This is a genomic window from Rhodanobacter sp. MP7CTX1, assembly GCF_014205795.1.
Classification (GTDB): domain Bacteria; phylum Pseudomonadota; class Gammaproteobacteria; order Xanthomonadales; family Rhodanobacteraceae; genus Rhodanobacter.
Map to the genome: position 1 here is coordinate 96,743 of NZ_JACHCN010000009.1, position 25,871 is coordinate 122,613.

Below are 25,871 nucleotides of genomic sequence, written 5' to 3' on the forward strand. Positions count from 1 at the left end.
GCACAACGCAAGGAATCCAGCCGATGCCGAAAGTTGAATCCCCCGAGCGCGACCCGAACGCGGAGCTGCGCGGCTTCGAACCATTGCGGGTGACGCTGGCGCTGGGCGCCTTGCTACTGGGTCTGATCCTGGGCATGCATTGAGGCGCGCTCAGCCCCCGAATCGCCTGTCACTGCCGTGGAAGGCTTGGATGCGCCCGGTGCGAACGGAATCGCGCCGGGCGCGGGGCACGAGCCTGATTCCTGGACCCAAGCCTGATCCCGACTAAAACCTTGCAGCGCCTGCCTCGCGCTGGTACATGCATCCCGTCATGGTGGTTCCTTTCCCCTCCCTCCGAGGGGATTTTTTTAGCAATGAAGGCTACGCTGAACTGATATTCAGACGGATTCCGGTGCAGCCGGGAACCAAATCGGCCCGGCCCGGTCAGAAGTAGTGATTGGCGGGTTCCATAGCCGTGGAATGTACCGATGCGGCCGTTGACCCCTCTCCGATGCGGTCGTGGCGGTATACGCCAATCGATGGTGTTTCCTCTCACGTCATTCCGACGACGTTTATCCCGGCACAGCCTTACCACTGCGCCGGGATTTTTCTTTTTGGGCCCGGGATACTACGTAGGAGCGCACCCTGTGCGCAATTCGCCTGCGGCGATTAACCCGCCAACCCGATCGCGCACAGGGTGCGCTCCTACACGATCGCCTCTGGCCGCGAGGGAATCAGAGGGTGAAGCTTAGCCGATGGCCTGGCGCATCGCCGCGATCTCAGCGCGGTAATCCTTCGCATGGAAGATGGCCGAACCGGCGACGAAGGTGTCGGCACCGGCCGCGGCAATCGCGCCGATATTGTCCGCCGTGACACCACCGTCGACTTCCAGCCGGATCGCGCGACCGCTGTCGTCGATCAGTCGGCGCACCTGACGCAATTTTTCCAGCGTGCCCGGGATGAACTTCTGCCCCCCGAAACCGGGATTGACCGACATGATCAGGATCAGGTCCAGCTTGTCCATCACGTAATCGAGGTAATCCAGCGGGGTGGCGGGGTTGAACACCAGCCCGGCGTGGCAGCCCGACTCCTTGATCAGGCCGAGCGTGCGGTCGATATGCTCGCTGGCTTCCGGATGAAAGCTGATCAGGCTGGCGCCCGCCTTGGCGAAATCGGGCACGATGCGATCGACCGGCTTGACCATCAAATGCACATCGATCGGTGCCGTGATGCCGTAACCGCGCAGCGACTGCAGCACCATCGGACCGATCGTGAGATTGGGCACGTAATGGTTGTCCATCACGTCGAAATGCACCCAGTCAGCACCGGCGGCCAGCGCCGCGGCGGTATCTTCGCCCAGCCGCGCAAAATCGGCGGCGAGGATGGACGGGGCGATCATCGGGGCTTGCTTGCTCATGTCTTTCGACTCTTGGTAGGAGCGCACCCTGTGCGCGATTCAGTTTACGGCGTCACCGCTTCGTTGGCTTCTCGCGCATGGAGCCTGCCCCGGACTTGATCCGGGGATGCGCTCCTACTTGAAGCCCCGCTGTTCCTTGATGCGGTCGTAGGCGGCATTGATCTCGCTGGCGCGCGATTCGGCGCGTTTGCGCATATCTTCGGGCAAATCCCCCAGGCGATCGGGGTGATGTTCCGAAATCAGTTTGCGATAGGCGCGCTTCACCGCGCGATCGTCGACGCTGCGGTCAATCCCGAGGACCGCATAGGGGTCCGGCCCCTGCGCGGAACGCTGCGGCGGCACATACCCACCACCATTCGAACCCCGACTGTAACCGCGTTGGCTGCCGGCGTTCCACGCATAGCCCTTCATCGCCATCAAAGCCATCAGCTCCATGTCGCTGATGCGCAGCGCAAACGCGAGCTGCCGCAGTATCGCCATCTTTTCCGGCGGCGGGTTGCCCTCCGAAAGTACGGTTTCAATCACCACGTCCAGCACCGGAAACGCATGGTCGCGGCGCAAGCCGACCCAGTTGCGCAGCGCGGTGATCGTGCTGGTGACATCGAACTCCGGTTGCTTGCCTGCATTGAAGCTGGCGGCAGCCTGCTTGCGCAGCTCGGCGTCCAGGTTCATGCGCGACATCAAGCGCTCGGCCACCGCGATTTCCGCCTCCGACACGCGGCCATCGGATTTCGCCACCGCACCGAGCAGGGTGAATAGCGGCCCGACAAAACCGCCCGCCTCGGGTATGGCGTGCTTGCGCTGGGTATGCCGCAGGTTGTCAAAGATGAAGCCGATGATGCCGCCGGTGATGGCTCCGGGCAGATGACCGATGATCAAGCCAAAGAACGCAAACCACAGCGTGTAGGAAAAACTCATGGATGAACCTGCGGCTGTGGCGATTGCGCGCTGTACCAGCGCGCCAGGACGTCGAGCTCGGCATCACTGACCGGGCCGATCGCGGCGCGCATCAACGGCACGTCGCGGCGACCATCGCGGTACTGTTTGAGCGCGTCGCGCAAATAATCCAGCTGCTGCCCGGCCAGATTCGGCGCGCCGGGCATGCTGGCGTGACCGGTCACCCCATGACAGGCCGCGCACAAACCCAGACGACTGGGCTGCGCTGGCACCACGGACGGGCTCTGGGCATGGGCAGATAGGGCGGCGACCAGGATAAGCGCCGCGATCGGTAGGGTACGCATCGGCAACACATGGGGTTGAAGGCGGCCAATTCTAGCAGTGCGCCGTGATGCGTCTGGGCGGCAGCGGCTAGAATAGGCAGCTCCCTCAACCTGCGGAACCGACGCCGTGCCCACCAGCTTGCTGCAATCGAACCTGCCCGGCCTGGAACTGATCCATCGCGGCAAAGTGCGCGATGTCTATGCGTTGTCCAACGATCGGCTGTTGATTGTCGCGACGGATCGGCTGTCGGCGTTCGATGTCGTGCTGCCCAATCCGATCCCGGGCAAGGGCGAGATGCTCACGCAGATCTCCAACTTCTGGTTTGCGCAAACGGCCCATCTGGTACCGAACCATCTGCTCGACGTGCCACTGGCCGAGGTTCTTCCCGCCGGCACCGATCTGGCGCTCTACGAAAAGCGCGCGGTCGTGGCGCGACGGCTGAAGCCGGTACCAGTGGAGGCGATTGCCCGCGGTTACCTGATTGGTTCGGGCTGGAAGGATTATCAGGCGACCGGGTCGCTGTGCGGAATCACGTTGCCCGCTGGCCTGCAGCAGGCGCAGCAGTTGCCCGCACCGATCTTCACCCCGTCGACCAAGGCCGCCGTCGGCGACCACGACGAGAACGTCAGCTATGACGCCGTGGTCGCCGTGGTGGGCAGCGAGCTGGCCGGCAAGGTGCGCGACGCCACCCTTGAGATCTACCGGTGGGCAGCCGCCTATGCGGCCGAACGCGGCATCATCATTGCCGATACCAAGTTCGAGTTCGGCACCGATGCCGACGGCAAACTGTATGTCATGGATGAGATGCTTACGCCGGATTCCTCACGCTTCTGGCCGGCCGACCAATACCGCGTCGGCATCAGCCCGCCCAGCTACGACAAGCAGTTTGTGCGCGATTACCTGGAGACGCAGGACTGGAACAAGCAGGCGCCGGGCCCGGTCATTCCTGATAACGTCATTGCCGCGACGGCCGCGAAATATGCCGAGGCATTGCAGCGACTGGCAGGGATCAAACTCGACTAGACCCGACTCGAACAGCCGTCCAGACTCGAAACCCAGACCCGAACCGGAGTTGTCATCACATGCGCGATATGCAGAGCTGGCTCGACAGCTACAGCGGTGATCACCAGAACCCGACCAACCAGCGGTTGCACTGGCTCTGCGTGCCACCGATCGTGTGGAGCGTGATCGCGCTGCTGTGGACGATCCCCGTGCCGGTATCGTTTGCCCGCCCAGGCGCGTGGGCCGTGCTGGCGATGGTGCTGGCGTTCTACTGGTACTGGAAACATTCGCGTCGGCTGGCTGCTGCGCTACTGATCACGTTCGCGCTGCTGGGGCTGCTCACGAACTTGCTGTTCGTTGTACTCGGCGCAGCCTCGCTCCGCTGGCTGGCCGTTGGCGTGTTCGTGGTCGCCTGGATCGGCCAGTTCATCGGGCACAAGTTCGAGGGGCGCCGGCCAAGCTTCCTCACCGACCTGTCTTATCTGCTGATCGGCCCGGCCTGGTTGATGGCCAAACTGCTGCGCAAGCTGGGGTTCAAGCAGACCGTATGACGACCTTGCTTACCGTGGTCAGCACCCTGCTCTGGTGGGTGCTTTACAGCAGTATCGGCGCACTGTTTTTTGCCCTGATCGGCTGGTCCGTGCTGCGCTGGACCGAACGCTGCGCGGTGGTGTTCAACCGAATCTATCTCGCCTGCCTGCTGTGGAACATGATCGGCATGCTGCTGATCGTGGGCGTGGCTGCCTATGAAGGCCATCTACATCCTCCGTACGCAGCGTTGCTCAATTCCGGCCTGCTGCGTTGCACGCTGGTGCTGGACATGCTGATCGGCACGGTGCTGCTGTGGCGACTGACCCCGCGCATCGACGCGCGTCGCATCCGCCCCGGCAGCGCCTGCATGGCGGTGGCTGCGATCATGGCGATCAGCTTCGGGATTGCTACCAGTCTGGCGTGACCGCACGCCGCATGAGCACCGCTGCGCCCGGGCTCGGGGCAAAGCGTTCCTTTAGGCTCTCGTGTGCTGCCAGTGGGCGTGGGCATCTCAGCCCATTTGTCATTCCTGCGAAAGCACGAACACGGCAGCTCAGGCTCTTGAAGTGCAAGGGCACTGGGTTACTCGCTTCGCTCGCCCCTCCGGGGCCGCTCTTCGAGCGTTCTGCGCGCTTTGCGCTTGTCCTGGCTTCGCAGGAATGACGAGCCACGAGTAGTTTGACTGGGCGTTTCCATCCGCAACATTTCCCATTAGCGGCTCAAAGCTGGGTCGTTGCCGTGGTTGCCGCGTATCTACTCCCGCAACCGCGGCACACCATGTTCGCTGCGTTCTTCGATCGCGACCGGGCGGGTGTCGAGGCGCTCGGTTCGATAGTCCTGGGGCAGCGGTTCGGTTGCCTCGTTGCGCGCGAACGCTAACGCGTTGCGGTAGCAGCGCTGGGCAAGCGTGGCGTCCCCCTGGCCCGCATGAAGATCGCCCAACGCTTCCCACGCATCTGCGCTGGGCGCAAGCGCCAGCGAACGTTGCAGGTATTGATTCGCCTTGCCCCAAAGCTTGAGTCGCACGCACATGCGGCCGAGTGTAAGTAGCAGAGCGGCGTCGTTGGGATGCGCGTCGAGCCAGCTCTCGGCGCGGCGCAGGCGCGCTTCAATATCCTCGCTGCCGAGCGTGCCGTAGGTTTCGATCAACAGGGGCGACCATTCGCGGCGCAGCGCGGACTCCAGCTCGTCCATCGCCGGCAGGATCAGGCCGAAAGCCGCCGCGCGTCGGGCATAGGCGTCGATCACCGCTGGCACCCGCCGCTGCGCTTTCGGCAATTGCGACCACAGCGTGTTCAGCGCGGCGCCATTCGTGCTGGCTTGCAGCGTGGCGACCAGCACGCGGGTCTCCAATGCGGCGTAAGCGCGGGTGCCGAGGGCACCGCTCTTTTGTAGCGGATCGAGTGCAGCGCGGGCGCGCAGAGTATCGCCGCTGGCCAGTGCCGCCAGCGCCAGCTCGCGCCAGCCCGCAGGCGTCAAACTGCCTTTGTCCGATTCCGGTGCCAGCAGCGCCAGCGCCTCGGCCGACTTGCCATCGCGACGCAGCATGCGCGCGCGCATCACGCGTGCCGCTTGAGGTGCGGATTGCGATGCCTGATTCAGTGCTTCCAGAGCACGGGCATGTTCGCCCCGGCGCGCCGCGGCTTCAGCAGCGGCCAGCAAGGCCGGCCCACGCAGACTGTCCAGCCGTGCGGCACGATTGAGGTCACGCTCAGCGTCACCGTTGCGTCCTTCGATCAAGGCGACCAAACCCTCGCCCATGCGTTGCTGGCTGAGCCGCCGATGACGCCGCGAGAACGCGCCGAACGGCCAGCGCAGCAAGCGCCATAGCACGACGATCAAGGCCCAGATCAACAACAGGGTGAATACCGCTCCGACGACCGTGCGCTCGGCATACCAACCACGCATGTGCACATAGACGTAGCCGGGATCTTCGGCCACCCAATGCCAGCCGAACGCAGCCAGCGCGGCGACGATCACCAGCAGCAGGATCCAGCGCCATAGCTTCATGGCTTCGCTCCGCCTGCCGGCGCTGCCGTGCCGCTCGCTACGGGTGCGGCAGCGTCCGGCGTCGGTGTCAGTGCATGCACGGCGCGCAGATTGCGCAGCTCGGTCAGTGCGCCGCCGAGCTGTACCGGCGCGCCGGTGGGCAACGCGGCGGCGAGTTGCTTGAGCGTGATCCGAGCCTGCTGTACGGCGGGCACGCTACCGTCAAACTGGGTCGACAAGCTGGCATCCACCCGCTGCAGCGCGGCCGCATAAGCCGTGCTGTCGCTGGCCAGCAGCGCAGCCTGCGCCTGCGCCAGATCCAGCGCGGCCAACTCGCGTGCAAATCGCGCATCGGCGACGGCCAGCGGTGCGCCGTTGTCACGCTGCACACTGAATACGCCAAGCACCGCCCGGCGAATGCGCGTCCACAGATCCGGCGCCTGCGTCGCGTTCGGGCTATCCAGCGACTTCAATGGCAGCGCGGGAAGCGTGCCGCGCAATTCGGTCAGTTGTTGTAACGCGCCAGCCTGATTGGCCGGCTGACTCTTCTCCAGCGCGGCACGCTCGGCATCGATGTCCTGGCGCACCGTGGAGAACGCGCCGTCATTGACCGCGGCCAGGGTCTGGTCGGCCAGCGCATAGGCCGTGGCCGCGCCCTGTGCATCATGGAACAAGGTGTAGCGTTCGCTGGCCATGCGCAGCAGCGAATCGGTTTCATCCAGCAGCAGCGCATCGTGCCCGGACAGGCTTTTCTCGGCGAGCTTCGCCACTGCATCCTCGAGATTGCGCGTGCGACCGGCCTGACCGAGCAGTTCCTCACGCAGCGAACGGTTGACCGCGGCCGCATCGTTCAAGCGTTGATTGAGGCTGGTGCGCTCACCGCTGACACCGATCAGTGTCGTCTCAAGCGCGCTCACGCGCGTCTGCAAATCCATCGTGGTAAGCACGGCCGCGTGCGCACCCTGGGTCTGGACCCATTGCTGCCAGCCAATGTAACCGGCGGCCCCCACAGCAATCAGCGACAACACCACCGCCAGCGCCAGACTGCCGCCGCCTCGCGGACGTGATTCACGCAGCACGGGCGCAGGCCGTACTGGCACGGGATCGGGACGGGCGCCCTCGGGCGCGGTGTACTCGCTCGGCTGGTCTGGATTGCTCATGCGCGCATGCTAGCAGCCCATCCGCACGCGGTCGTAGCTAGCCGGCGTGAAGAAGATCGATGAAGAGGATCAGTTCGGGCGCATCGCCGCGCTGAGCAGGTCGGCCGAGAGTGCGGAAGCCGCCAGCGCGATGCGGGCAAAACCGGCAGCACGGGCGGCCGAGGCGAGTCGCTCACTGCTCACTACCGCAGTGGCCGCGAACAGCCGGGCCAGCGCTGCGGGCGGCAAGATCCGGCATAGGTTCTGCACCGCCTCTGCGCTGGATAGCAGCACCAGCGCCGAGGGCAGCAACTGCAGCAGCGGCTCGACATGTCGGCGATCGAGCCGCGGCGCCACCCGCCGATAGACATGCAACTCACTCAACTCCGCGCCACGCGCGAGAAGTTGTGCGCGCAACAGGCCGCGACCGCCAGCTGCACCGATGAGCGCGATGCGGCGACCCCGCAATTCTTGCAATGCCGGATGGTCGAGCAGCCCTTCACTGTCCTGTCGCGCCGGAGCCAGTGGTGCTTGGATGCCATGCCGGCGCAGCGCCCACGCCGTACCCTGGCCAACCGCCAGTACCGTGGCTGGCGTGCGCAGCGGCGCCAGCGCAGCGGCAAAGCGCACCGCGGCGGGGCTGCTGAAGATCAGCACATCATCCGCCAGTGCGGCCTGCAGCCCATCGCGCGCTTCGACTTCGTCATCCACGTTGCGTAAAGCCAGGCCGGGCAGCAACAGCGGTACGCCACCCGCGGCACGCACCCGCCGCGACAGCGCCGAGGCGGTGCCGGCAGGACGTGTGATCACCACGATCCGGCCGCGCAATTCATCTCCGCTCATTGGGGTTTGCCGTTGCACCTACGCATCGCCTCCGCTCACTGCCATGGCAACCAGTGTAGCGGCGGCCCTACACTGGGGAGTCCTCCCCTCCCCATGGACCTTCAATCAACGTGACTACCACCGACACACAGACACCGGCTCAGCAGCTGGTCCAGTTCCTCCGCGACGAGATTCCACTGGCTCACGCCATGGATCTGCAGCTCGGCACTGTCGACAATGACATGCTCAGCCTGCTGGCGCCGCTGCCACCGAACATCAACGACAAGGGCTGTGCCTTCGGCGGCAGCCTGGTCAGCCTGATGACGCTGTGTGGATGGGGGCTGGTGGAACTGGCGTTGCGCCGCCGTGGTGAGGATTGCGATGTGTTTGTGGCCGAGTCCACCGTGCGCTATCTGGCGCCGCTGTGGCAGGACTTCCGCAGTGAGGCTCGCCTTGCCGCGGATGCCGACTGGAACCTGTTCTTCCACACCTTGAACGCCCGCGGCAGGGCGCGCATCGAAGTTGCCTGCGTGGTGCCCGGCGAAGACGGCCAGCCGGCAGCCACGCTGAGTGCGCGCTTCGTCGCCAAGCGGCGCGTCCCGGAACCCGTCCAAGTCGAGCAACCCGTCTAGTCAGTCGCAGACGCCGGCCGCTGCTTGCGGCAGAATGGCCAAGTCATTCATCGGGGGGAGACTACCCATGCGGCGCATCCTGTGCATTCCAGTCCTGTTGTCCGTGCTGTTGCTGGCCGGCTGTGCCACCCAGAAGCGCAGCGATACGCTGACCGACACGTTGCAGGCCTACAGCAGCACGCTGCGCTGGGGTGATTTCCAGAGTGCGGAGATGTTCCTCGAACCGAAGTACCGCGCTGCCCATCCGCTGAGCAAGCTGGACCTCGAGCGCTACAAGCAGGTGCGGGTGAGCGAATACGATGACGGCTCGGGTCCGATTCCCGCCGGTAAGGACGACATGCAGCAGACGGTCCACATCAGTCTGATCAACAACAATACCCAGTTCGAGCGCAGCATCGTCGACCACCAGAACTGGCACTACGATGCCACCGGCCAACACTGGTGGTTGACCAGCGGGCTGCCGGACATCACCCAGCAGTGACACGCGGGAATGAGCGCTGCCCGATAACGCAATGAGCGGCGAATCGGAACGGGGGCGGGCTGTCTGTCGCGCCTACCCGTATAATCATCGGTTTACCCGAATCGGCGTGATCACCGCGCCTGTGGAATGACGATGAACGATTTCCTGCAAAAGCTGCCCCAGTTTCTCGGCAACCATGCGGCCCTGGCGGCCCTGTTCGTGATCCTGCTGGTGGCGTTGATCGTCATGCAGGTCATCGACCTGTTCAGCAAGACCCGCGAGTTGACTCCGGCCGGCCTGACCCTGCTGATCAACCGGGAAAGCCCCCTGCTGATCGATCTGTCCGCCTTTGCCGACTTTGAAAAGATGCACGTTCCCGGTGCCAAGCACGTGGCGATGAGCCAGTTCGACCCCGAACAGAAAGACCTGGCCAAGGCGCGCGAATTGCCCGTGGTGGTGATGGACAAGGATGGTCGCGGCAACTCGATCAGGGCCGCGCAGCGCCTGGTCAAGGCCGGCTTCGGCAAGGTCTATACGCTCGGCGGCGGCGTGCTGGCCTGGCAGCAGGCGCAGTATCCCGTGGCCAAAGGCAGGTAGGACCACACCATCGGGGAGCACGTAGGTTGGGGTAAGCGAAGCGAACCCAACAAGCGCCTCAAGCGCATCGCCAAGACCGGTACATCGCGGAGACGCTGGGGTTCGCTGCGCTCACCCCAACCTACGCGGTGGCGTCAAACTAACCCGCGACCCGATCGCCCACAGGGTGGGCTCCTACAACAGGTCGTGGATGCCGGCGCGCGAACCGAGGATTTGCGCCAGTACGTCGGGGGCGTATTCGAACGAGTCGTAATAAAGGCGTGACTCCGGCAAGCCGGCATCGAGAAACAGGTGATTCCCGGCATCGATCATCGCCGGGGGCCCGCTCATGTAGAGATCGTGGCCGGAAAGATCGGGCTGATCCTCCAGCACCGCTTCGTGCACCAGCCCGCAACGCAGTCCGCCGGCTTGTTCCGGATCGGAAACCACGGCGTGGAATTGCAAGTTCGGTACTTCGCGCGCCCAGCCTTCGGCCAGCGGGCGCAGATAGATTTCCGAGGCACTGCGCGCACCCCAGTAGACCTGCATCGGCCGTTGCGTACCCAGCGCGATGAAATGTTCGACGATCGCCTTCACCGGCGCAAAGCCGGTACCGCCCGCCATGAACAGCATCGGTCGCTCGGAGTCCTCACGCGGCACGAACGTGCCCAGCGGCCCCTCGATGCGCAGGCGATCGCCGATCTGCAGCGTGTCATTCACCCATGAGGTAAAGCCGCCACCGGCGACGTGCCGCACGTGCAGTTCGATGATGCCGTCGGCCTGCGGCCCATTGGCGATCGAGAACGGTCGCCGTTTGCCGTCCTCCAGCAACACATCCAGATACTGACCCGGCAACCAGTTGAGCCTGGACTCGCCGTCGACCGGCAGCAGCCGCAGGCCGATCACGTCCGGCGCCAGTCGCCACCGATCGGTAACGACAACACTCAGCTGACGCCGCGCGAAATCTGCCACCGAGGTCACTTCGCGCGCCTCCAGCAGCAGATCGCTTACCGGTACCGCCTGACATAGCAGCACCGCATGCTGCGCCCGTGCACTGGCGCTCAACGCGGTCGGTGGATTGCGTGGATACTCGCAGCGCCCTTCAAGCAAGGTCGCCTTGCAGCTACCGCAGACACCGGCACGACAGGAATACGGCAATGCAACGCCCGCGCGCTGCGCCGCTTCCAGCACGGTTTCCCCGGCGGCCACTGGAAACTGACGGCCGGACATTTTGAGAGTGACAGTAGGCACCAGACACATTGTCGCGGTGATGAGAGCGGACAACAATGCGGGCTCGACACGCAGGAATCAACGATGAGCCTCTGGAAACAGCCTACCGACCTGGCGCGGATCAACGCCTGGAGCGCCAATACCATGATGCAGACGCTGGATATCCGCATCAGCGCGATCGGCGACGACTGGCTGCAGGGCACCATGCCGGTGGATCACCGCACCCATCAGCCCTATGGCCTGCTGCATGGGGGCGCCTCGGTCGTATTGGCCGAGACGCTGGGCAGCACCGCCGCCATGCTCACGCTCGATCCGGAGAAGGAGCTCGCGGTCGGCCTCGATATCAACGCCAATCATGTGCGCGGTGTGCGCAGCGGCAGGGTGACGGGCACCGCCCGCATGCTGCATCTGGGGCGCACGACGCAGGTGTGGGAAATCCGCATCGAAAACGAGGAGGGTGCACTGGTCTGCATCTCGCGCATCACGATGGCAGTGGTGCCTGCGCGCGTGGCGGGACCGCGTTGAGCAACGACACCCCTTACGCGAAACTGAGCCCTGATCTTGTACTGGACGCCGTGGGCGCCTGCGGGCTATGGCCGGACGGCCGGTTGCTGGCACTCAACAGTTACGAGAACCGCGTGTGGCAGGTCGGGCTGGAAGACATGCCGTCGGTGATCGCGAAGTTCTATCGGCCCGGTCGATGGAGTGACGCGGCGATTGTGGAGGAACACACCTTTGCGCAGGAACTGGCCGCCGCGGAACTGCCGGTGGTCGCGCCACTCGCGTTCGATGGCCACACGTTGCTGTGGCGCGATGGTTTCCGCTATGCACTGACACCGCGTCGCGGCGGCCGCGCGCCATCGCTGGAGTCGGTCGAACAACTGCAATGGCTGGGTCGACTGATCGCCCGCATGCACGTCGTCGGCGCGCGCCAGCCGTTTGCCCATCGCGAACGGCTCGATCGCGACACGATGGTGCAGCGGCCGATGCGCGCCGTGCTCGATTCGTCCTTGCTGCCGGTTTCACTGCAGGCAAAGTACCGTGCCGCCGCCGAACGGCTGGATGCCGCCATCGCGTCACGCCTCGCCGCGATTGGCCCGGCGCGACAGCTGCGGCTGCATGGTGACTGCCACCCGGGCAATGTGCTGTGGACCGACGAAGGCCCGCACTTCGTCGATCTCGATGACGCACGCACCGGGCCGGCAGTGCAGGATCTGTGGATGCTCGCCAACGACACTGCGGCCATGGAAGCGATGCTCGAGGGCTATCAGCAGTTTCGCGATTTCGATCATGCCGAGCTGGCGCTGATCCCCGCATTGCGCGGCATGCGCCAACTGCACTACGCGGGCTGGATCGCGGAGCGCTGGCATGATCCAGCGTTCCCTGCGGCGTTTCCGTTCGCTGCCGAATCGCGCTGGTGGGAACAGCACATCGCCGACCTGCACGAGCTCGCCGACGAACTTGAATAATCCCCCAGCCAATGTGGGAGCGACTTCAGTCGCGATGGGGAACCGGTAAAGCATCGCGACTGAAGTCGCTCCCACAAGACGCCACCCCTACAATTCTCGCCTTTCGCCATCGGAGTCCTGCATGCGCATCACCCTCTTCCGCCTGATCGGCATCCTCGAAATCGCCGGCGGCCTTTACGGCGTGGCAGCGATGCTGCGCCGATTGCTGCCGTTGGGTTCGACCCACGAAAGCGTGATCACGCTGATCGGCCTGGCGCTGTTCGGGTTTGTGCTTGCCGCGGGCGTGCAGCTGATCGACGGCAGCGAGCGCGGCGTGTGGATGTCCAGCTGGGCGCAGCTGTTGCAGCTACCTCTGATCGCCACGCCGATATTCAGCTACGCCCTGCATTGCGGCGCGTTCATCAATGTATTCGCCACGGTGCACCTGCCGTCGCAGCTGGCACTGGACTACCATTTCGGCAGCCAGGGCTTCGTGCTGGCGGTGGCTGGCCCGAGTGTTTCGCGGTTGGGGATCAATCTGCTGGCGCTGCTGTCATGGCTGGTGCTGCGGCTGCGCTGAACGGCGAAGCGGACGGTCGCGTTCAGAGGGGCTTCAAAACTCGATTTCCCAGCCCTCCGGGGTGGACTTCATTCGCTGAGGAGGGCTGGGCTGCGTCGGGTCATGAGAGTGCCGCGGCGCCTCATAGGACAGACGGTAAGGCGCGTGGTGCAGGCAAATAACGGCAGGCGGTTCGGCTGGCTTGGCCGTGCTGGCGGTCGAAGCGATCTGGCAAGTTTCCTGGATCTTCAGGCTTATCTGCATTGACGCCGACGCGACAGGCCAGGCAGCGCAATCTACGGCAACCAAAAAGGACGCCGTAACGATCCCGACAAACCAGATTCGTGTGGCCATAGAAGCGAGCTTGCGTCAAGGTGGATGCCAGGCGCGTGAATGTGCTGGCTACACATGCATATCGGCAGCTCGGCAGAATAATTAAGTCGGTAACCCAATGGCCGTGCGAATGGCTGTGCCACAGGCTTTCCGCGGCCTTTAGCAAAGCGGAACAAGTCGCAGGGAACCCTCTGCTGCTTTGCAGCAATTTTCTACCCGAAGGAATAAGGTGTAACCCGTTTGATTGCCATGGCGGACCCGCCATGAGCCAGCCGGTGATGCATTTCCGCACACGTAAATGGGTGAAGCCGCAAGACCTCAACCCCAACGGCGCCCTGTTCGGCGGCAGTCTGCTGCGCTGGATCGACGAGGAAGCGGCCGTCTACGTGATCAACCAGCTGGGCAACGGCAACGTCGTTACCAAGTACATGTCGGAGATCAACTTCGTCAGCTCGGCGCGCGAGGGCGACATCATTGAGATGGGCATCAGTGCCACTCATTTCGGACGCACCTCGATCAAATTGCGCTGCGAAGTGCGCGACGTGATTACCCACAAGAGCATCCTGACCATCGACAAAATCGTGTTCGTCAACATGGGCGCCAGTGACATGCCGCAACCGCATGGACGCACGGAACCGATCAACGACGAGACCTCGTCACTGACACATTGGGCGTAACGCGTATGCAGGCAAGTGTGCTGCGCAAGCTATCATTCACCGATGAACATGCCTTTGCCCCCCGCAGTCGACGCCACCCTTCCCGTCATCCGTCTGAAATCCGACCGCGCCCCGGGGCATCCGTGGGTCTGGTCGGCGCAGCTGCATAAACCCGAGACGAAATTGCCGCCCGGCAGTGTGGTCGAGATCCACGATGCCAAGGGGCGTTTCGTCGGCCGCGGCTTCTGGAACGGACACGCGCGCATTGCGCTGCGCGTGTTGAGCACCGATGAGGCCGAGGCCATCGATGCCGAGTGGATTTTCGCACGCATCGCGCAAGCCGTGCAGCTCCGCCGTGATTGGCTACAGCTTGACCAGACCAGCGATGCCTGGCGCGTCATCCATAGCGAGGGCGATGGGCTGTCCGGCCTGATCGTCGATCGCTACGCCGACATCCTGGTGATCGAATACTTCGCCGCCGGCATGTGGCGTTTTCGCGAAGCGATCCACGCTGCGCTGCTCACGCACTTTCCCGGTGCGCGGCTGTACTGGTTTGCCGAATCGCATGTGCAGCGGCAGGAGTCATTCGATTGCCGTACCGGCGACGTGCCCGAAGCGGTCGAGGTGCACGAGCACGGACTGCGCTTCCACGCCGCTCCCGGCTCCGGCCACAAGACCGGCTTCTTCGCTGACCAGCGCGACAACCGCCGCCGCTTTGCCGAACTGGCGAAGGGTCGGCGCGTGCTCGACCTGTGCTGCAACGCAGGTGGCTTCGCGGTGCATGCGATGGCGGCGGGCGCGCGCGAAGCCGTCGGCGTGGATCTGGATGCCGGCATCCTGGAAGTGGCCCGCGCCAATGCCGCTGCCAACCATGTCGCAGTGACATTCGAGCAGTCCGACATCTTCGACTGGGTGCGTGCCGCCGTGGCGCACGGCGAGCAGTACGACGCGGTGATCCTGGATCCGGCCAAGCTCACCCGCGATCGCAGCAAGGTGATGGATGCGCTGAAGAAATACTTCGCGATGAACCGCATGGCACTGGACATCATCCCGCCCGGCGGCCTGCTGCTGACCTGTTCGTGCACGGGGCTGGTCGGCGAGGCGGACTTCCTGGAAATGCTGCGGCGCGTGGCGCTCAATGCGGGCCGCGAGATCCAGGTGCTGCAAGTCAGCGGCGCGGGCGCCGACCACCCGTTCCGCACCGACGTGCTGGAAGGGCGTTATCTGAAGGCGGTGTTCTGCCGCGTGGATTAATCTGCACGCCGATTTGACCTGCGCTGCGCAAACTCTGCGCATGGCCATCGCTTCCAACGATCCCGATCCCGATCGCGTGCTGCGCAGCGAAGTGCGCGCGGTCGGGTTGATCTACGTCAGTGATACGCAACCCGGCATCCGTCGGCTGCGACACGGCGGTGGCTTTGGCTATCGCGACGCCGATGGCCATCACATAAAGGATCGCGAGGAGCTGCAGCGCATTCGCACCCTGGCGATTCCCCCGGCCTATGTCGACGTGTGGATCTGCGCCAATCCACGTGGACACCTGCAGGCTACCGGCCGCGATGCACGGCAACGCAAGCAGTACCGCTATCACCCACGCTGGCGCGAGTTGCGCGATCACGGCAAGTTCGATCGCGTGCTGGCCTTTGGTGACGCATTGCCGAACCTGCGCCGCCATGTGCACCGCGATCTCGGGCTACCCGGGCTGCCACGCGAGAAGGTGCTGGCGTTGCTGGTGCGGCTGCTCGACGAAACATTGATCCGCATCGGCAACGAGAGCTACACGCGCGACAACAAGAGTTACGGCCTTACCACCCTGCGTTCGCGCCACGTACGCACGGAGCGTGGCCGGCTGCGCTTCTCATTCCGCGGCAAGAGCGGCCAGCAACGCGAGGTCGAGCTGAGCGACAAGCGGCTCGCACGCACCGTGCACCGGATTCAGCAGCTGCCCGGCCAGCGGCTGTTCCAGTATGTGGACGACGCCGGCCAGCATCAGCCCATCGACTCCGGCGAAGTCAACGACTACCTGCGCGAAGCCTGCGGGCATGACATCGACACCTTCAGTGCCAAGGATTTCCGCACTTGGGGTGGCACCGTGCAGGCCGCCGGCGTGCTCGCCCGCACTCCGTTGCCCGACAAAGGCGGTGAACGCGCGCATCGCGCTGCCCTCGCTGGTGCGGTGAAGGAAGTCGCGGCAATTCTCGGCAATACGCCAGCGGTGTGCCGCGCCTCCTATATCCATCCGATGATCCTTGACGGCTGGGTGGACGGCAGCCTGCAGCGCGCCATTCCCGCCGGCGCCGCGGCGCATCCGCGCCAGCTCGAACAACTCACCTTGCGCTACTTGCGTCGGCGCCTGCGTATGGCGGCCCGTCGCAGCGATTGATACGCCAGCGCGTAAACTGGCGGCCAGTCTCCTGCGGAACGTCCCATGCCTGCCACCGAACTGCTCTTGATCGTTCTTCTCCTCGTCGTGCTGGCGGTCATCGTGCTGCAGGTCGCCTCGTTCCGGCGCACACGGGCTTCAGACTCATCATCCGATGCCGACAAGCTGCGCACGGAGGCCGAAGCCCGCATTCGCGAGATTTCGTCCCGGCTTGCATACGCACAGGCCCAGGCCGATCGTGCCCTGTCGCTCGAACAGGACCTGAAAATCGCCGTGGAGGACGTTGCCGCAAAACGCGCCGATCTCGCCAGCACCTCCAGCCAGCGCGATGCGGCCGAGAAAAATCTGGCGACGCTGAACGAGCAACTCGTCGCGCTGACAGCAGCCAACAGAAAGCTCACCGACGAAAAAGGGATGCTGCTTGAGTCCCAGGCGCGCCTCGAGCAGGAAGTGAAATCCGCCAGACAGCGAGAAATCGACACCAGCAAGCTACTTGCCGATGCCAAGGAGGAGATGGCCAAGGAGTTCAAGCTGATGGCCGGCACGCTGCTCGAGGAAAAAGGCGCCAAGCTTAACGAACAGCAGAAAGATGCTCTCTCAAATCTGCTTCAGCCATTCAGCAAGACGCTCGATGATTTTAAAGGCAAGGTAGAGGCCACACGCGAAGCGGACCTTACGGCACGCGAAGGGCTGATCGCACAGATTCGTCACCTCACCGAGCTCAATCAAGACATCGGAGCCAAGGCACAGTCACTGACTAACGCGCTGCGAGGAGAGAGCAAGACGCGCGGCATCTGGGGCGAAGCGATCCTGCAACGCGTACTGGAATTGGCCGGACTGCGTGAGGGCGAGAACTTCCAAACCCAGGTAAACCACCACGCCGAAGATACCGAAGGCCGACTTATTCCCGACGTTGTGCTGAAGCTTCCACAGGATCGCTCGATCGTGATCGACGCGAAAGTGTCGCTGGTTGCCTACGAGCGTTACGTCTCAGCAGTCGAGGATGAGCCCGCGCGCGCGGCGGCGCTGAGTGATCACTCGGCCTCCATCAAGCGGCACATCAATGATCTCTCGAAAAAGAACTATCCGTCGCTCTACAAACTCAAGAGCGTCGATTTCACGCTGCTTTTTGTACCTATCGAAAGTGCTTTGATGGCTGCAAGCGAAGCCGATCCCGCGCTTGCCCAATACGCGCTGGAAAGACATGTCGCGCTGGTTTCGCCCAACACGCTGTTTACTGTTTTGCGTACCATCGAGTACATATGGCGCGTAGAGAAAACGACGCGCAACATGGAGAATATTGTCGATCGCGGCAAGTTGATGTACGACGCCGCCGTTATTTTCGCGGAGCATATCGTCTCTATCAGTGACGCGCTGGGCAAGGCAACCAGCGCCGTGCAGTCCGCCGAAAAGGCGCTGATTGATCCGAGCCGTGGCCTGGTGCGTCAAGCAGAGAAGCTACGCGCGTTCGGCATCAAGCCAAAGCGGTCCATGCCGAAGAGGATGGCCTCCCATGGCGATGACGCAAAGCCGGCTGACCATTCCCTGCTGAGTCAACTCGACGACGACGATGGCGGCAATGGAGACACCCCCCTAGGAGCAGACGAGGAAGCGTGAACAAGACAACCGAACCACTTGTCGAGCACCATCGCCGACTTAGCCTGCTGAACGACGAAGTGATGAGGCTGCGGCAGGCGCTGCCGGCGCGCGACCGACTGTACGTCGGCCTGGCGCACGCGCTGCGTGCCGTGCTGGCCGCGAGCATGGGTTACTTCGCCGCCCTTGAGTTGGGCCTGGGACAGGGATTCTGGGCCGCCATCACCGCAATCTCGGTAAGCCAGACCAACTACGTGGAAGTACGCAATTCCTCACGCGACCAATTTATCGGCGCGATTATCGGCGGCCTGATCGGTGGCCTGGCGGGTGGCCTGGCCGGTATGGATGCCGCGACGTTCGGACACTATCACTACCTGACCTATGTGCTGGCGGTGATTGTCGGCATGATGCTCTGCTCGGTTTTCGATCTGGGCGCAGCCGGCCGCATCAGCGGCACCACCACCACGATCATCATGCTGGTGCCGCACAGCGGCGCGTTCTGGCAGATCGCCCTGTTCCGGTTAGGCGAAGTCACTCTGGGCGCAACCGCCGCGCTACTGGTGAGCTTCGCGTTTGACGCGTTGGAGCGACGCTTCTTCACCAGCCGTTCGTCGACCGCCCGGTCGTCGAACGGTCCTTCGTCGAACGGCTCTTCGTAACGTGAAGCCGCCGGCGTCGCCCGGCCAGACGGCCCGGCAATACCTCGACGGGCACGACCGTTACACTACCCGTCTGTCTGATCCCCAAGGACTCTCATGAGCAAGCAGCCACCGGATACCGGCGTCACCCAGGATCAAGCCGAGGAGGCCGTGCGCGTACTACTGCGCTGGTCAGGCGAGGACCCGCAACGCGAAGGCCTGCTCGACACGCCCAAGCGAGTGGTAAAGGCTTATCGCGACTGGTTCTCCGGTTACCAGACCGACCCCGCTGACTACTTGCGCCGCACATTCAAGGAAGTGGCCGGGTACGACGAGATGGTGGTCCTGCGCGATATCGAATTCGAGAGCCATTGCGAACATCACATGGCGCCGATCATCGGCCGCGCGCATGTCGGTTACATGCCGACCAACCGAGTGGTCGGCATCAGCAAGCTGGCCCGCGTGGTGGAGGGTTACGCGCGCCGCTTCCAGGTGCAGGAAAAGCTCACAGCGCAGATCGCCCAGTGCATCCAGGAAACCCTGAATCCCGCTGGTGTGGCCGTGGTGATCGACGCCAGCCACGAATGCATGACCACCCGCGGCGTGCACAAGCGCGGCGTGTCGATGATCACCAGTCAGATGCTGGGCGCGTTCCGCGACGACGCACGCACCCGGGCCGAGTTCCTGCAATTCATCGGTATCCACGGCAGCAGTCGTTGATGCGTCGCCTCATCATCGCAGCGGCGTTGTGCATGCCGCTGGCCACGCTCGCGCAAAGCACACCGGCCGAATACCTCAAGCTGTTCGACAGCAACGGTGACGGCAAGGTGAGCGAGGCTGAGTACGTGGCCTACATGAGCCAGGGCTTCTACCGCATGGATACCAATCACGACGGTGTACTGGAATCCAGCGAGCTACCCGGCGGCCGCGGCAAGCCGATCACGCTGAAAGAGTTCCAGGACAATCTTTGCCGCCAGTTCCACCAGCTCGACCGCCATCATCACGGCTACCTCAACGCACAGGAACTGACGGCGCCGCCGCAGGGTTGAAGCACGCCGTGTGGCACCAGCTTCGTACCGCTCCCTCCCCTGTTTGCAGGGAGGGTTGGGGTGGGGCCGCTCTTCGCCCGCAGATCAAAAGCTCCCCCCTCCCAAACTCCCCCTGCCAGCAGGGGGAGGAGCAATGCGCGCGGACTCGAACCGCTCTCTCCCCTGCTTGCGGGGAGGAACACACCCAAACGTCAGGCTGAAATCGCCAGTCGCTCCGAGCGATACAGCTGGATCGTCATCAGCACGGCCACCACCGCCGCTGCCAGGCTACCGACCAGGCACAGGCCTAGCTGTTCCGCAGTGACTCCGTCGCCGCGCAATAGCTGCATGATGCCGAGGCTTTGACCCAGTAGCGGCATTGCGTACATCCATGCCTGCGCCTTGATCGGCATGATGGCCAGCACCAGGCTGGGGATGATCGGCACCAGCATCAGCAGTGAGAGGTAGGTTTGCGCCTCGCGATAACTTTTCGCAAATGCCGCCACCATCGATTGCAAGGCAGCCAGCAGCAAGACCACCGGCAGCATCAGCAGCAGAACGTGAGCAGCGAAGTGCGGGCCAAGATCCAGTTCCATGCCGACTTTCTCGGCGGGAATGAAACGCCCCACGACGGCAAATGCCAACAGTGTGATCAGAAGGCTGACGGTGGAGAACGCGCAGATAGCCGCCAGCTTGCCGCTGAGGATTTTCCAACGGGCCACCGGGTTCGCGAACAACGGCTCCAGCGACTGCCGCTCGCGTTCGCCGGCGGTGAGATCAATCGCCAGATACATGCCGCCCATGAAGATGGTGATCACGAAGAAGTAGGGCAGCATCGCGAACATCAGTACGGCGCGCGATTGCGGCGTTGCCTGATCACGTCTGGCCACCTGCAGCGGCCACGCGGTGGTAGGCGATAGTCCACGCGCCACCAGGCGCATCGCGCCTTGCTGGCGGGCATAGCCTTCGACAAGTTGGGACACCCGCTCGACAGCAGTGTTGGCATCGCGCTGCGAAGAGTCGTAGATCAATTCGACTTGTACCGGTTCGCCCTTGCGCCACGCCTTGCCGTAGTCCGATGCAATGCGCAGCACCACATCGGCGTCCTGTTTGCGCACGGCCCGTTCCGGATCGGCAATCGGCGCGCCCGGCACCACACCGCCGGCTTTCAGCGCATCGATCAAGTTGGGCGCGTATTCGGCGCCGATCACGGGCACTGGCAGGGGCTTCTCTGCCTTATCCAGCTCGCGGTTCAGCGTGATGTTGAGCAACATGACGAACAGGATCGGCCCCAGCAGCGGGCCGGTGAGGAACGCGCTGATCAGGGTGCGGCGATCGCGCAGATTTTCCTTCACTTCCTTCAGGAATACGGTGAGGAACGCGCGACTACGCTGAGCTTTCGTCGTGTCGGTATTCATGCGGCCAGCCCCTCGTCGCTGCCAATGATCTTGACGAATGCATCCTCCAGATTGTTCTCGCCGGTCTGTGCCCTGAGCGCGTCCGGCGATTCGTCGGCCACTACGCGGCCATGTGCGATCACCACGATGCGGTCACACAGCGCAGCCACCTCCTGCATGATGTGGCTGGAAAACAGCACGCAACGGCCCTCGCCTTTCAGCCGGGTCATGAACTGACGCAGCGCACGCGTGGCCATCACGTCGAGCCCGTTGGTGGGCTCGTCAAGAATCACATTGCGCGGGTCATGCACCAGCGCCCGGGCGATTGCGGTCTTCACCCGCTGGCCCTGCGAGAAACCTTCAGTGCGGCGATCGGCGATGTCGTCCATCTCCAGCGCCTTGATCAGTGCGTCGCGACGGCTGGCCAACAGCGCTTCGGGCAGGCCATGCAGACGCGCGAAGTAGTCGATGTTTTCACGCGCCGTGAGCCGCTTGTACAGGCCTCGCGCATCCGGCAACACGCCAAGCTGCCGGCGCACGCCGAGCGGATCGACCGCCGCGTCGATACCGTCGACCAGCACCTGGCCACGATCCGGCGTCATCAGGGTGTACAGCATGCGTAGCGTGGTGGTCTTGCCGGCACCGTTGGGACCGAGCAGGCCGGTGATCTCACCATCGCGGGCGACAAAGCTGACTCCGTCGACGGCTTTCACCTCGCCAAACGCCTTGTGCAGATCCCTTACCTCGATCATGGCGTAGCTCCGTTGAAGTCGATGAAGATCGGGGTGGGTTGCAGCTGATCCAGACACTTCGCATCCAGCGTCTTGGGATCGAGTTTCTCGACAAAATGCTTGACCAGCTGCGGCGTGCAGCCGGTTGCCATCACGCTGTGGCCCTGCCCCTTGAGCACCAGCACGCGTGCATTCGACAAGCCCGCGGCCACTTCCTCGGCGTAGCGCGGCGGCGTCACCGGGTCGTATTGCCCGGCCAGCAGCAGTACCGGCGTGCTGGTTTTCAACGGCTGGTGAAAATCAGCCGGCCGGACACCCTTCGGCCATACCGAACAGACCGACTTGAGCGCGTCGATCATGTGCGTACCCAGGATGGTGTCGGCGTCTTGCGGGCGCGGCGCGAGCAGGTCCGCGTCCTCGCTGCAAATCACCGAGTACTGCATCCCGCTGCCCATCAGGTCGGCCAGATCGCCGGAGAGGATCTTGGCCTGACCCAGCAGCGGACCAACATCGCCGTGGGCCGCCGCATCGATCGATAGCGGTAGCAGCGCAGCGGTGGCCGGCGTGTAGGCAAACATGCGTACTACGCTGGCCAGCGAATCTTCGTTCAATACCCGCTTGACGGTCCGGTAGCTCTCCGGATCGCGGAAGCTGACCTGATGCGGATTTGCACGCAGCGCATCGCGTAGCTGATAGAGGGTTTGATCCGGGTCGCCGAAGTGCTGTTTGCATGCCGGTTCGGCGGTGCAGCGAGCAAATTGCGCCCTCAGCGCGTCATCGAGATTGCGCGCAAAGTCCTCACCCAGCGCCTGCGAGTTTGGCACCACGCTGTCCAGTATCACGCTACGTACCGCATCCGGATAACGCATCAGATACTGCTGCGCCATCCGCGTACCGTAGGACACGCCGACCAGATCGAACTGCGGCGAACCGAGCGCCTTGCGCACTTCCTCCAGATCCTGCGCCGCAATCGTCGTTGTGTAGTAACGCGGGTCAGCACGGTTGCGCAGCTGCTTGAGGCAAGCGGCTGCCGCGTTGCGCAGTTTGTCGACGTCGAGAGCGTCCGAATCGTCTGGCGTGGTCGCATCATCGGCACTCTTGCAAGTGAGTGCATTGGAGCCACCCGTGCCGCGCTGATCGAGCAGCAGTACGTCGCGGTGCGCACGCAGAGGCTCCAGCATCGAGGCAATCGCGCCCGCCGAATCGGTCGCCGCCTGACCGGGGCCGCCAGCGAGAAACACCAGCATGTCCTTGCTCGCCACCTGCGCGCGGGAACGCAACACCGCCAGTTTGAGAGCGATCATGCGGCTATGCGGATCGGCGCGGTTTTCCGGCACCGGATACGCCATGCACCATGCCGCCGTGCTGAGCCCGCTATTCGGCTGAGTCAGCTCGCACGCGGTCAGCGTCACGCTGCCGAGTTGCCAAGTCCGAGGTTTCGCCACCGGCATTGGCTTGCCCGCAACGACCGGGGCGGCTACGGCCGCCTCGGCCGCCACCGCGACCTGGCCCTTCGGCTGGAACTCGTGCCAGGCCAGAAAGCCCAGACCCACGATTACGGCGCCGATGCGGATGGCGGTACGTCCGTTCAATGCCATGCCTATCACTCCTCACCCGGTACAAAAATCGATTCGATCGGACGGCCAAACAGCTGCGCGATCTTGAATGCCAGCGGCAGGCTGGGATCGTACTTGCCGGTCTCGATCGCGTTGACGGTCTGCCGCGACACTTCCAGCCGTTCGGCCAGATCGGCCTGCGACCAGTTCTGTTCACCGCGCAGTTCGCGCACATGGTTATTCATGGATGCCCTCCAACATCGGGCCTCCATCCGGCCAGCACCGAAGAGACATCACGGCGCCTCCCGTTCATCAAGGCTGCGCCGGCGCCAATACGCAGCGGCGAGTATCAACCCCCAAGCGGCGAGCGCCGCACTCATGCAACACAGCGCGCCGAATTGGTAGACGCTCAACTGCTGGCGTGCGAACCCGACGATCATTGCGAGCAGCAGCGCCACCAGCAACAGCCGCCAATGCCACGCAATACCGTTATGGCACATCACTTCGCCGTTGCCGCCGTAACGACGGCTGGCCCAGCTACGCCCTGCCGCGTACACCACTACCAGGGTCGGCCATACCCAGATCAAGATCGAACCATCCAGTTTGATTATGTTGGCTGCGGCGAGGAATCCGCCGACAAGACTGAGCGTACTCACCACCGTGGCCGCTATCGCCAGACCGATCAGATGGATGCGCTGCTCCAGTTCGTCGCCACCCCGTGCCAACCGCAGCATTGCGCGCACCACGAACACCACCGGCACCACCGGTAGCAGCGCAAGGGCGATCTTCAGCCACCCGTCGTGCACCCTCGGCAGCAATGGCCACAGCAGAAACATGACCGCCACATAGGCCGCCATCGCTGGCCAGAATTCGCGTTGATAGCGCTGATGCAGTGGTCTGGGCTTGCGCACGGGATGCTCCTGCTGGCGACATGTCAAGCGACCTTGACACACCCAGAGTAGGAAGAAACTCAACCCATGTCAAGCACACTTGACATTTCAGCAGGCGTGAGCCAGACGCTTTGCCTTTTTGTGAAAAAGTTGTAATGGTTTTGTTAAATGAGTGACGCAGGTCGCATTAATCGATGACGTAATTTGTCAAAGATGACCTACAGCGTGAGCGTACATGGGGCCTTTACGCTGGAACCTTTCCCCCTCGAAACCGGCTTGTGGACCCGCGTAACCGCTACGCAGGCGGCTTGGCATGCCGTTTGCGTATGGCTTCCATGCGAAACCTCAAACCATTCCCACATCTCCGGAGAATCACCATGAACTTCAAGAAAACCCTGCTAGCCACCGCCTTCGTCGCCTTCGGCGGTTTTGCCATAAATGCCTCTGCCGCCACGGCAGCCGGCACCTTCTCGGTGTCGCTGACCATCACCAAGACCTGCGTCGTGAATACCACCTCAGCCTCCAACATCACGCTTGGCAGCACCACGTCTGGCGGCACCTCGACCAGCTCCAGCGGCGCCTTCACCGTGAACTGCTCGAACAAGACCCCGTTCACCGTAGGCCTGTCTCCGAGCAACGTCTCCAGCACCACGGGCGCAGGCACGATGAAAGGGACCGGCACCAACAACGACACCGTGACGTATCAGCTCTATTCGAATTCCGCCCTCAGCACCGTCTGGGGCAATATCGCCGCTAACCTGGTGTCGGGCACGGGCGGTGGCATGAGCTCGGGCAAGGCCGTGTCGGAAACTGTGTACGCCAACGCCACGGGCAGTACGGATGTCGCGCCGGACCTTTACGCGGATAATGTCGCCATCAACGTGACCTACTGATAGGGGAAGGCGATGACACATTTGCGGCATGCATGGCGTGTCGGCCTGCTGGCCTGCTTGACGGCAGCCAGCGGATGGGTCAACGCCAGCGGGTTGCAAGTGGCACCCGTCGGCCTGAGTCTCAAAGCCTCGCAGAATGCCGATGGCCTGTGGCTCAGCAACACCGGGGATGAAGTGATCCACGCGCAGGTGCGTGTGTATCACTGGACACAAAGCGGATCCGGCGACCAGCTCGCTCCGTCCAGTGGCCTGGTTATCAGCCCGCCCATGCTGCAAATAGCAAAGGGTGATCAGCAGATGATCCGGGTCATCCGGGTGGGGCCGCCACCGAACGGTGCTGGCGCTGTGGAAGATGCCTATCGATTGTCAGTCGACGAACTACCAGTCGATCCCAAGGGGAAGCCCGGGCTGCGTTTTGTTCTGCATTACTCCGTACCGATCTTCGTCGAGCCGGTTGGTGCAACAAGCCCATCGCCTCAACTGCAATGGAAGTTGCAGCGGGATGGCCAGCATGCGGTACTGCAAGTAAGCAACAATGGCAACGGCCATGCCCAGTTGGCCACCCTTAGTTATATTGATTCCGCCGGCCACCGAACCGAAGTCGAAGCGGGATTGCTGGGCTATGTCTTGCCGGGGTCGACGATGCAATGGGTGTTGAAGCCAGCTGCAACCGTGTTCAACACCGCCGGCACCCTGGAGGTCATGATCAATGGTCAGAAGACAACGCAAAACCTGTCGCTGGCCGGCCGATCTCCTTAAGGCATT

The 25,871-nt window shown here is 63.4% G+C and carries 30 protein-coding genes; 18 read left to right on the plus strand and 12 right to left on the minus strand.

Translation table 11 applies throughout. The annotated features are described in order from the left end of the window. Positions 1-727: 727 nt before the first annotated feature. The 3 genes from rpe to HDE77_RS12590 all read right to left on the minus strand — a co-directional run bounded on the left by rpe (position 728) and on the right by HDE77_RS12590 (position 2,637). Positions 728-1,396 (minus strand): ribulose-phosphate 3-epimerase, encoded by a 669-nt coding sequence (gene rpe / locus HDE77_RS12580; protein ID WP_184417678.1) that lies wholly within the window; start codon positions 1,394-1,396, stop codon positions 728-730. A gap of 114 nt (positions 1,397-1,510) precedes the next feature. Further along, positions 1,511-2,314: a co-chaperone DjlA gene (gene djlA, locus HDE77_RS12585; RefSeq protein WP_184417679.1), complete on the minus strand. Its 804-nt coding sequence runs from the start codon at positions 2,312-2,314 to the stop codon at positions 1,511-1,513. Next, positions 2,311-2,637 carry a c-type cytochrome gene (locus HDE77_RS12590; protein WP_184417680.1) on the minus strand — a complete coding sequence of 109 codons (327 nt, stop codon included), beginning with the start codon at positions 2,635-2,637 and terminating at the stop codon, positions 2,311-2,313. Before HDE77_RS12590 ends, djlA begins: the two co-directional genes overlap by 4 nt. Positions 2,638-2,743: 106 nt before the next feature. Between HDE77_RS12590 and HDE77_RS12595 the strand changes: the two genes are divergently transcribed. From HDE77_RS12595 to HDE77_RS12605, 3 genes are read left to right on the plus strand one after another with little or no spacing between them, the layout of a single operon-like run. Further along, complete coding sequence (locus HDE77_RS12595) at positions 2,744-3,640, plus strand: phosphoribosylaminoimidazolesuccinocarboxamide synthase (protein ID WP_184417681.1); 897 nt, start codon at positions 2,744-2,746, stop codon at positions 3,638-3,640. A 59-nt stretch (positions 3,641-3,699) separates the two neighbouring features. Continuing rightward, the gene (locus HDE77_RS12600; protein ID WP_184417682.1) at positions 3,700-4,170 is read left to right on the plus strand and encodes an Mpo1-like protein; all 471 of its coding nucleotides are present in this window, start codon (positions 3,700-3,702) and stop codon (positions 4,168-4,170) included. Then, on the plus strand, positions 4,167-4,574 hold the full coding sequence (locus HDE77_RS12605; protein ID WP_184417683.1) for a hypothetical protein: 408 nt from the start codon (positions 4,167-4,169) through the stop codon (positions 4,572-4,574). The genes HDE77_RS12600 and HDE77_RS12605 overlap by 4 nt, the downstream gene beginning before the upstream one ends. A 329-nt stretch (positions 4,575-4,903) precedes the next feature. Here the strand turns inward: HDE77_RS12605 and HDE77_RS12610 are convergent, their stop codons facing one another. The 3 genes from HDE77_RS12610 to HDE77_RS12620 form a co-directional block, all read right to left on the minus strand. Beyond that, entirely contained in the window at positions 4,904-6,160 is a 1,257-nt protein-coding gene (locus tag HDE77_RS12610) for a heme biosynthesis HemY N-terminal domain-containing protein (protein WP_184417684.1), read from the minus strand. Beyond that, positions 6,157-7,299: a uroporphyrinogen-III C-methyltransferase gene (locus tag HDE77_RS12615; protein WP_184417685.1), complete on the minus strand. Its 1,143-nt coding sequence runs from the start codon at positions 7,297-7,299 to the stop codon at positions 6,157-6,159. Before HDE77_RS12615 ends, HDE77_RS12610 begins: the two co-directional genes overlap by 4 nt. 69 nt (positions 7,300-7,368) lie before the next feature. Continuing rightward, entirely contained in the window at positions 7,369-8,121 is a 753-nt protein-coding gene (locus tag HDE77_RS12620) for a uroporphyrinogen-III synthase (RefSeq protein WP_184417686.1), read from the minus strand. Between the two features lie 110 nt (positions 8,122-8,231). On the opposite strand from HDE77_RS12620, the gene HDE77_RS12625 reads away from it, so the two are divergent. From HDE77_RS12625 to HDE77_RS12635, 3 genes are all read left to right on the plus strand, one after another. Then, entirely contained in the window at positions 8,232-8,732 is a 501-nt protein-coding gene (locus tag HDE77_RS12625; protein WP_184417687.1) for a YiiD C-terminal domain-containing protein, read from the plus strand. 67 nt (positions 8,733-8,799) lie between these two features. Further along, positions 8,800-9,213, plus strand: coding sequence for a hypothetical protein (locus tag HDE77_RS12630; RefSeq protein WP_184417688.1), 414 nt, complete (start codon positions 8,800-8,802; stop codon positions 9,211-9,213). Between the two features lie 132 nt (positions 9,214-9,345). Beyond that, positions 9,346-9,789, plus strand: a complete 444-nt coding sequence (locus tag HDE77_RS12635; RefSeq protein WP_184417689.1) for a rhodanese-like domain-containing protein — start codon at positions 9,346-9,348, stop codon at positions 9,787-9,789. 174 nt (positions 9,790-9,963) lie between these two features. Here HDE77_RS12635 and HDE77_RS12640 read toward each other — a convergent pair whose 3' ends face one another. Beyond that, positions 9,964-11,028, minus strand: coding sequence for a 2Fe-2S iron-sulfur cluster-binding protein (locus HDE77_RS12640; protein ID WP_184417824.1), 1,065 nt, complete (start codon positions 11,026-11,028; stop codon positions 9,964-9,966). Between the two features lie 54 nt (positions 11,029-11,082). Here HDE77_RS12640 and HDE77_RS12645 point away from each other — a divergent pair, with 54 nt between their 5' ends. The 10 genes from HDE77_RS12645 (at position 11,083) to HDE77_RS12690 (ending at position 19,660) form a co-directional block, all read left to right on the plus strand. Then, on the plus strand, positions 11,083-11,523 hold the full coding sequence (locus HDE77_RS12645; protein ID WP_184417690.1) for a hotdog fold thioesterase: 441 nt from the start codon (positions 11,083-11,085) through the stop codon (positions 11,521-11,523). Continuing rightward, positions 11,520-12,467 carry a serine/threonine protein kinase gene (locus tag HDE77_RS12650; protein WP_184417691.1) on the plus strand — a complete coding sequence of 316 codons (948 nt, stop codon included), beginning with the start codon at positions 11,520-11,522 and terminating at the stop codon, positions 12,465-12,467. Before HDE77_RS12645 ends, HDE77_RS12650 begins: the two co-directional genes overlap by 4 nt. A 121-nt stretch (positions 12,468-12,588) precedes the next feature. Then, entirely contained in the window at positions 12,589-13,026 is a 438-nt protein-coding gene (locus tag HDE77_RS12655) for a hypothetical protein (protein ID WP_184417692.1), read from the plus strand. Positions 13,027-13,601: 575 nt separating this feature from the next. Further along, on the plus strand, positions 13,602-14,015 hold the full coding sequence (locus tag HDE77_RS12660; RefSeq protein WP_221444263.1) for a hotdog domain-containing protein: 414 nt from the start codon (positions 13,602-13,604) through the stop codon (positions 14,013-14,015). 48 nt (positions 14,016-14,063) lie between these two features. Beyond that, positions 14,064-15,248 carry a class I SAM-dependent rRNA methyltransferase gene (locus HDE77_RS12665; RefSeq protein ID WP_184417693.1) on the plus strand — a complete coding sequence of 395 codons (1,185 nt, stop codon included), beginning with the start codon at positions 14,064-14,066 and terminating at the stop codon, positions 15,246-15,248. A 40-nt stretch (positions 15,249-15,288) separates the two neighbouring features. Continuing rightward, the gene (locus HDE77_RS12670) at positions 15,289-16,377 is read left to right on the plus strand and encodes a DNA topoisomerase IB (RefSeq protein WP_184417694.1); all 1,089 of its coding nucleotides are present in this window, start codon (positions 15,289-15,291) and stop codon (positions 16,375-16,377) included. Between the two features lie 45 nt (positions 16,378-16,422). After that, positions 16,423-17,994, plus strand: coding sequence for a DNA recombination protein RmuC (gene rmuC, locus HDE77_RS12675; protein ID WP_184417695.1), 1,572 nt, complete (start codon positions 16,423-16,425; stop codon positions 17,992-17,994). Then, positions 17,991-18,632, plus strand: coding sequence for an FUSC family protein (locus tag HDE77_RS12680; protein ID WP_184417696.1), 642 nt, complete (start codon positions 17,991-17,993; stop codon positions 18,630-18,632). Before rmuC ends, HDE77_RS12680 begins: the two co-directional genes overlap by 4 nt. Positions 18,633-18,728: 96 nt before the next feature. Next, a complete protein-coding gene (folE, locus tag HDE77_RS12685) occupies positions 18,729-19,331 on the plus strand; it encodes a GTP cyclohydrolase I FolE (protein ID WP_184417697.1) in 603 nt (200 codons plus the stop codon). Next, entirely contained in the window at positions 19,331-19,660 is a 330-nt protein-coding gene (locus HDE77_RS12690; protein WP_184417698.1) for an EF-hand domain-containing protein, read from the plus strand. The genes folE and HDE77_RS12690 overlap by 1 nt, the downstream gene beginning before the upstream one ends. A gap of 191 nt (positions 19,661-19,851) precedes the next feature. Here the strand turns inward: HDE77_RS12690 and HDE77_RS12695 are convergent, their stop codons facing one another. The 5 genes from HDE77_RS12695 to HDE77_RS12715 are packed head-to-tail and all read right to left on the minus strand — an operon-like array spanning position 19,852 to position 24,234. Continuing rightward, a complete protein-coding gene (locus HDE77_RS12695) occupies positions 19,852-21,057 on the minus strand; it encodes an ABC transporter permease (protein ID WP_184417699.1) in 1,206 nt (401 codons plus the stop codon). Further along, a complete protein-coding gene (locus tag HDE77_RS12700; RefSeq protein ID WP_184417700.1) occupies positions 21,054-21,788 on the minus strand; it encodes an ATP-binding cassette domain-containing protein in 735 nt (244 codons plus the stop codon). Before HDE77_RS12700 ends, HDE77_RS12695 begins: the two co-directional genes overlap by 4 nt. After that, a complete protein-coding gene (locus HDE77_RS12705; RefSeq protein ID WP_184417701.1) occupies positions 21,785-23,365 on the minus strand; it encodes an alpha/beta hydrolase in 1,581 nt (526 codons plus the stop codon). Before HDE77_RS12705 ends, HDE77_RS12700 begins: the two co-directional genes overlap by 4 nt. A gap of 5 nt (positions 23,366-23,370) precedes the next feature. Beyond that, positions 23,371-23,568, minus strand: coding sequence for a helix-turn-helix transcriptional regulator (locus HDE77_RS12710; protein ID WP_184417702.1), 198 nt, complete (start codon positions 23,566-23,568; stop codon positions 23,371-23,373). 48 nt (positions 23,569-23,616) lie between these two features. Beyond that, positions 23,617-24,234 carry a hypothetical protein gene (locus HDE77_RS12715; protein ID WP_184417703.1) on the minus strand — a complete coding sequence of 206 codons (618 nt, stop codon included), beginning with the start codon at positions 24,232-24,234 and terminating at the stop codon, positions 23,617-23,619. Between the two features lie 356 nt (positions 24,235-24,590). Between HDE77_RS12715 and HDE77_RS12720 the strand changes: the two genes are divergently transcribed. Beyond that, positions 24,591-25,106 carry a spore coat protein U domain-containing protein gene (locus HDE77_RS12720; RefSeq protein ID WP_184417704.1) on the plus strand — a complete coding sequence of 172 codons (516 nt, stop codon included), beginning with the start codon at positions 24,591-24,593 and terminating at the stop codon, positions 25,104-25,106. A 12-nt stretch (positions 25,107-25,118) separates the two neighbouring features. Then, positions 25,119-25,865, plus strand: a complete 747-nt coding sequence (locus tag HDE77_RS12725; RefSeq protein ID WP_184417705.1) for a molecular chaperone — start codon at positions 25,119-25,121, stop codon at positions 25,863-25,865. Positions 25,866-25,871: the final 6 nt, after the last annotated feature.

Coding starts and splice junctions, on each gene's coding strand:
- rpe (WP_184417678.1), bottom strand. CDS start 1,396: ATGAGCAAGCAAGCCCCGATGATCGCCCCGTCCATCCTCGCCGCCGAT.
- djlA (WP_184417679.1), bottom strand. CDS start 2,314: ATGAGTTTTTCCTACACGCTGTGGTTTGCGTTCTTTGGCTTGATCATC.
- HDE77_RS12590 (WP_184417680.1), bottom strand. CDS start 2,637: ATGCGTACCCTACCGATCGCGGCGCTTATCCTGGTCGCCGCCCTATCT.
- HDE77_RS12600 (WP_184417682.1), top strand. CDS start 3,700: ATGCGCGATATGCAGAGCTGGCTCGACAGCTACAGCGGTGATCACCAG.
- HDE77_RS12605 (WP_184417683.1), top strand. CDS start 4,167: ATGACGACCTTGCTTACCGTGGTCAGCACCCTGCTCTGGTGGGTGCTT.
- HDE77_RS12610 (WP_184417684.1), bottom strand. CDS start 6,160: ATGAAGCTATGGCGCTGGATCCTGCTGCTGGTGATCGTCGCCGCGCTG.
- HDE77_RS12615 (WP_184417685.1), bottom strand. CDS start 7,299: ATGAGCAATCCAGACCAGCCGAGCGAGTACACCGCGCCCGAGGGCGCC.
- HDE77_RS12620 (WP_184417686.1), bottom strand. CDS start 8,121: ATGAGCGGAGATGAATTGCGCGGCCGGATCGTGGTGATCACACGTCCT.
- HDE77_RS12630 (WP_184417688.1), top strand. CDS start 8,800: ATGCGGCGCATCCTGTGCATTCCAGTCCTGTTGTCCGTGCTGTTGCTG.
- HDE77_RS12635 (WP_184417689.1), top strand. CDS start 9,346: ATGAACGATTTCCTGCAAAAGCTGCCCCAGTTTCTCGGCAACCATGCG.
- HDE77_RS12640 (WP_184417824.1), bottom strand. CDS start 11,028: ATGTGTCTGGTGCCTACTGTCACTCTCAAAATGTCCGGCCGTCAGTTT.
- HDE77_RS12645 (WP_184417690.1), top strand. CDS start 11,083: ATGAGCCTCTGGAAACAGCCTACCGACCTGGCGCGGATCAACGCCTGG.
- HDE77_RS12655 (WP_184417692.1), top strand. CDS start 12,589: ATGCGCATCACCCTCTTCCGCCTGATCGGCATCCTCGAAATCGCCGGC.
- HDE77_RS12660 (WP_221444263.1), top strand. CDS start 13,602: ATGAGCCAGCCGGTGATGCATTTCCGCACACGTAAATGGGTGAAGCCG.
- HDE77_RS12665 (WP_184417693.1), top strand. CDS start 14,064: ATGCCTTTGCCCCCCGCAGTCGACGCCACCCTTCCCGTCATCCGTCTG.
- HDE77_RS12670 (WP_184417694.1), top strand. CDS start 15,289: ATGGCCATCGCTTCCAACGATCCCGATCCCGATCGCGTGCTGCGCAGC.
- rmuC (WP_184417695.1), top strand. CDS start 16,423: ATGCCTGCCACCGAACTGCTCTTGATCGTTCTTCTCCTCGTCGTGCTG.
- folE (WP_184417697.1), top strand. CDS start 18,729: ATGAGCAAGCAGCCACCGGATACCGGCGTCACCCAGGATCAAGCCGAG.
- HDE77_RS12690 (WP_184417698.1), top strand. CDS start 19,331: ATGCGTCGCCTCATCATCGCAGCGGCGTTGTGCATGCCGCTGGCCACG.
- HDE77_RS12695 (WP_184417699.1), bottom strand. CDS start 21,057: ATGAATACCGACACGACGAAAGCTCAGCGTAGTCGCGCGTTCCTCACC.
- HDE77_RS12700 (WP_184417700.1), bottom strand. CDS start 21,788: ATGATCGAGGTAAGGGATCTGCACAAGGCGTTTGGCGAGGTGAAAGCC.
- HDE77_RS12705 (WP_184417701.1), bottom strand. CDS start 23,365: ATGGCATTGAACGGACGTACCGCCATCCGCATCGGCGCCGTAATCGTG.
- HDE77_RS12710 (WP_184417702.1), bottom strand. CDS start 23,568: ATGAATAACCATGTGCGCGAACTGCGCGGTGAACAGAACTGGTCGCAG.
- HDE77_RS12720 (WP_184417704.1), top strand. CDS start 24,591: ATGAACTTCAAGAAAACCCTGCTAGCCACCGCCTTCGTCGCCTTCGGC.
- HDE77_RS12725 (WP_184417705.1), top strand. CDS start 25,119: ATGACACATTTGCGGCATGCATGGCGTGTCGGCCTGCTGGCCTGCTTG.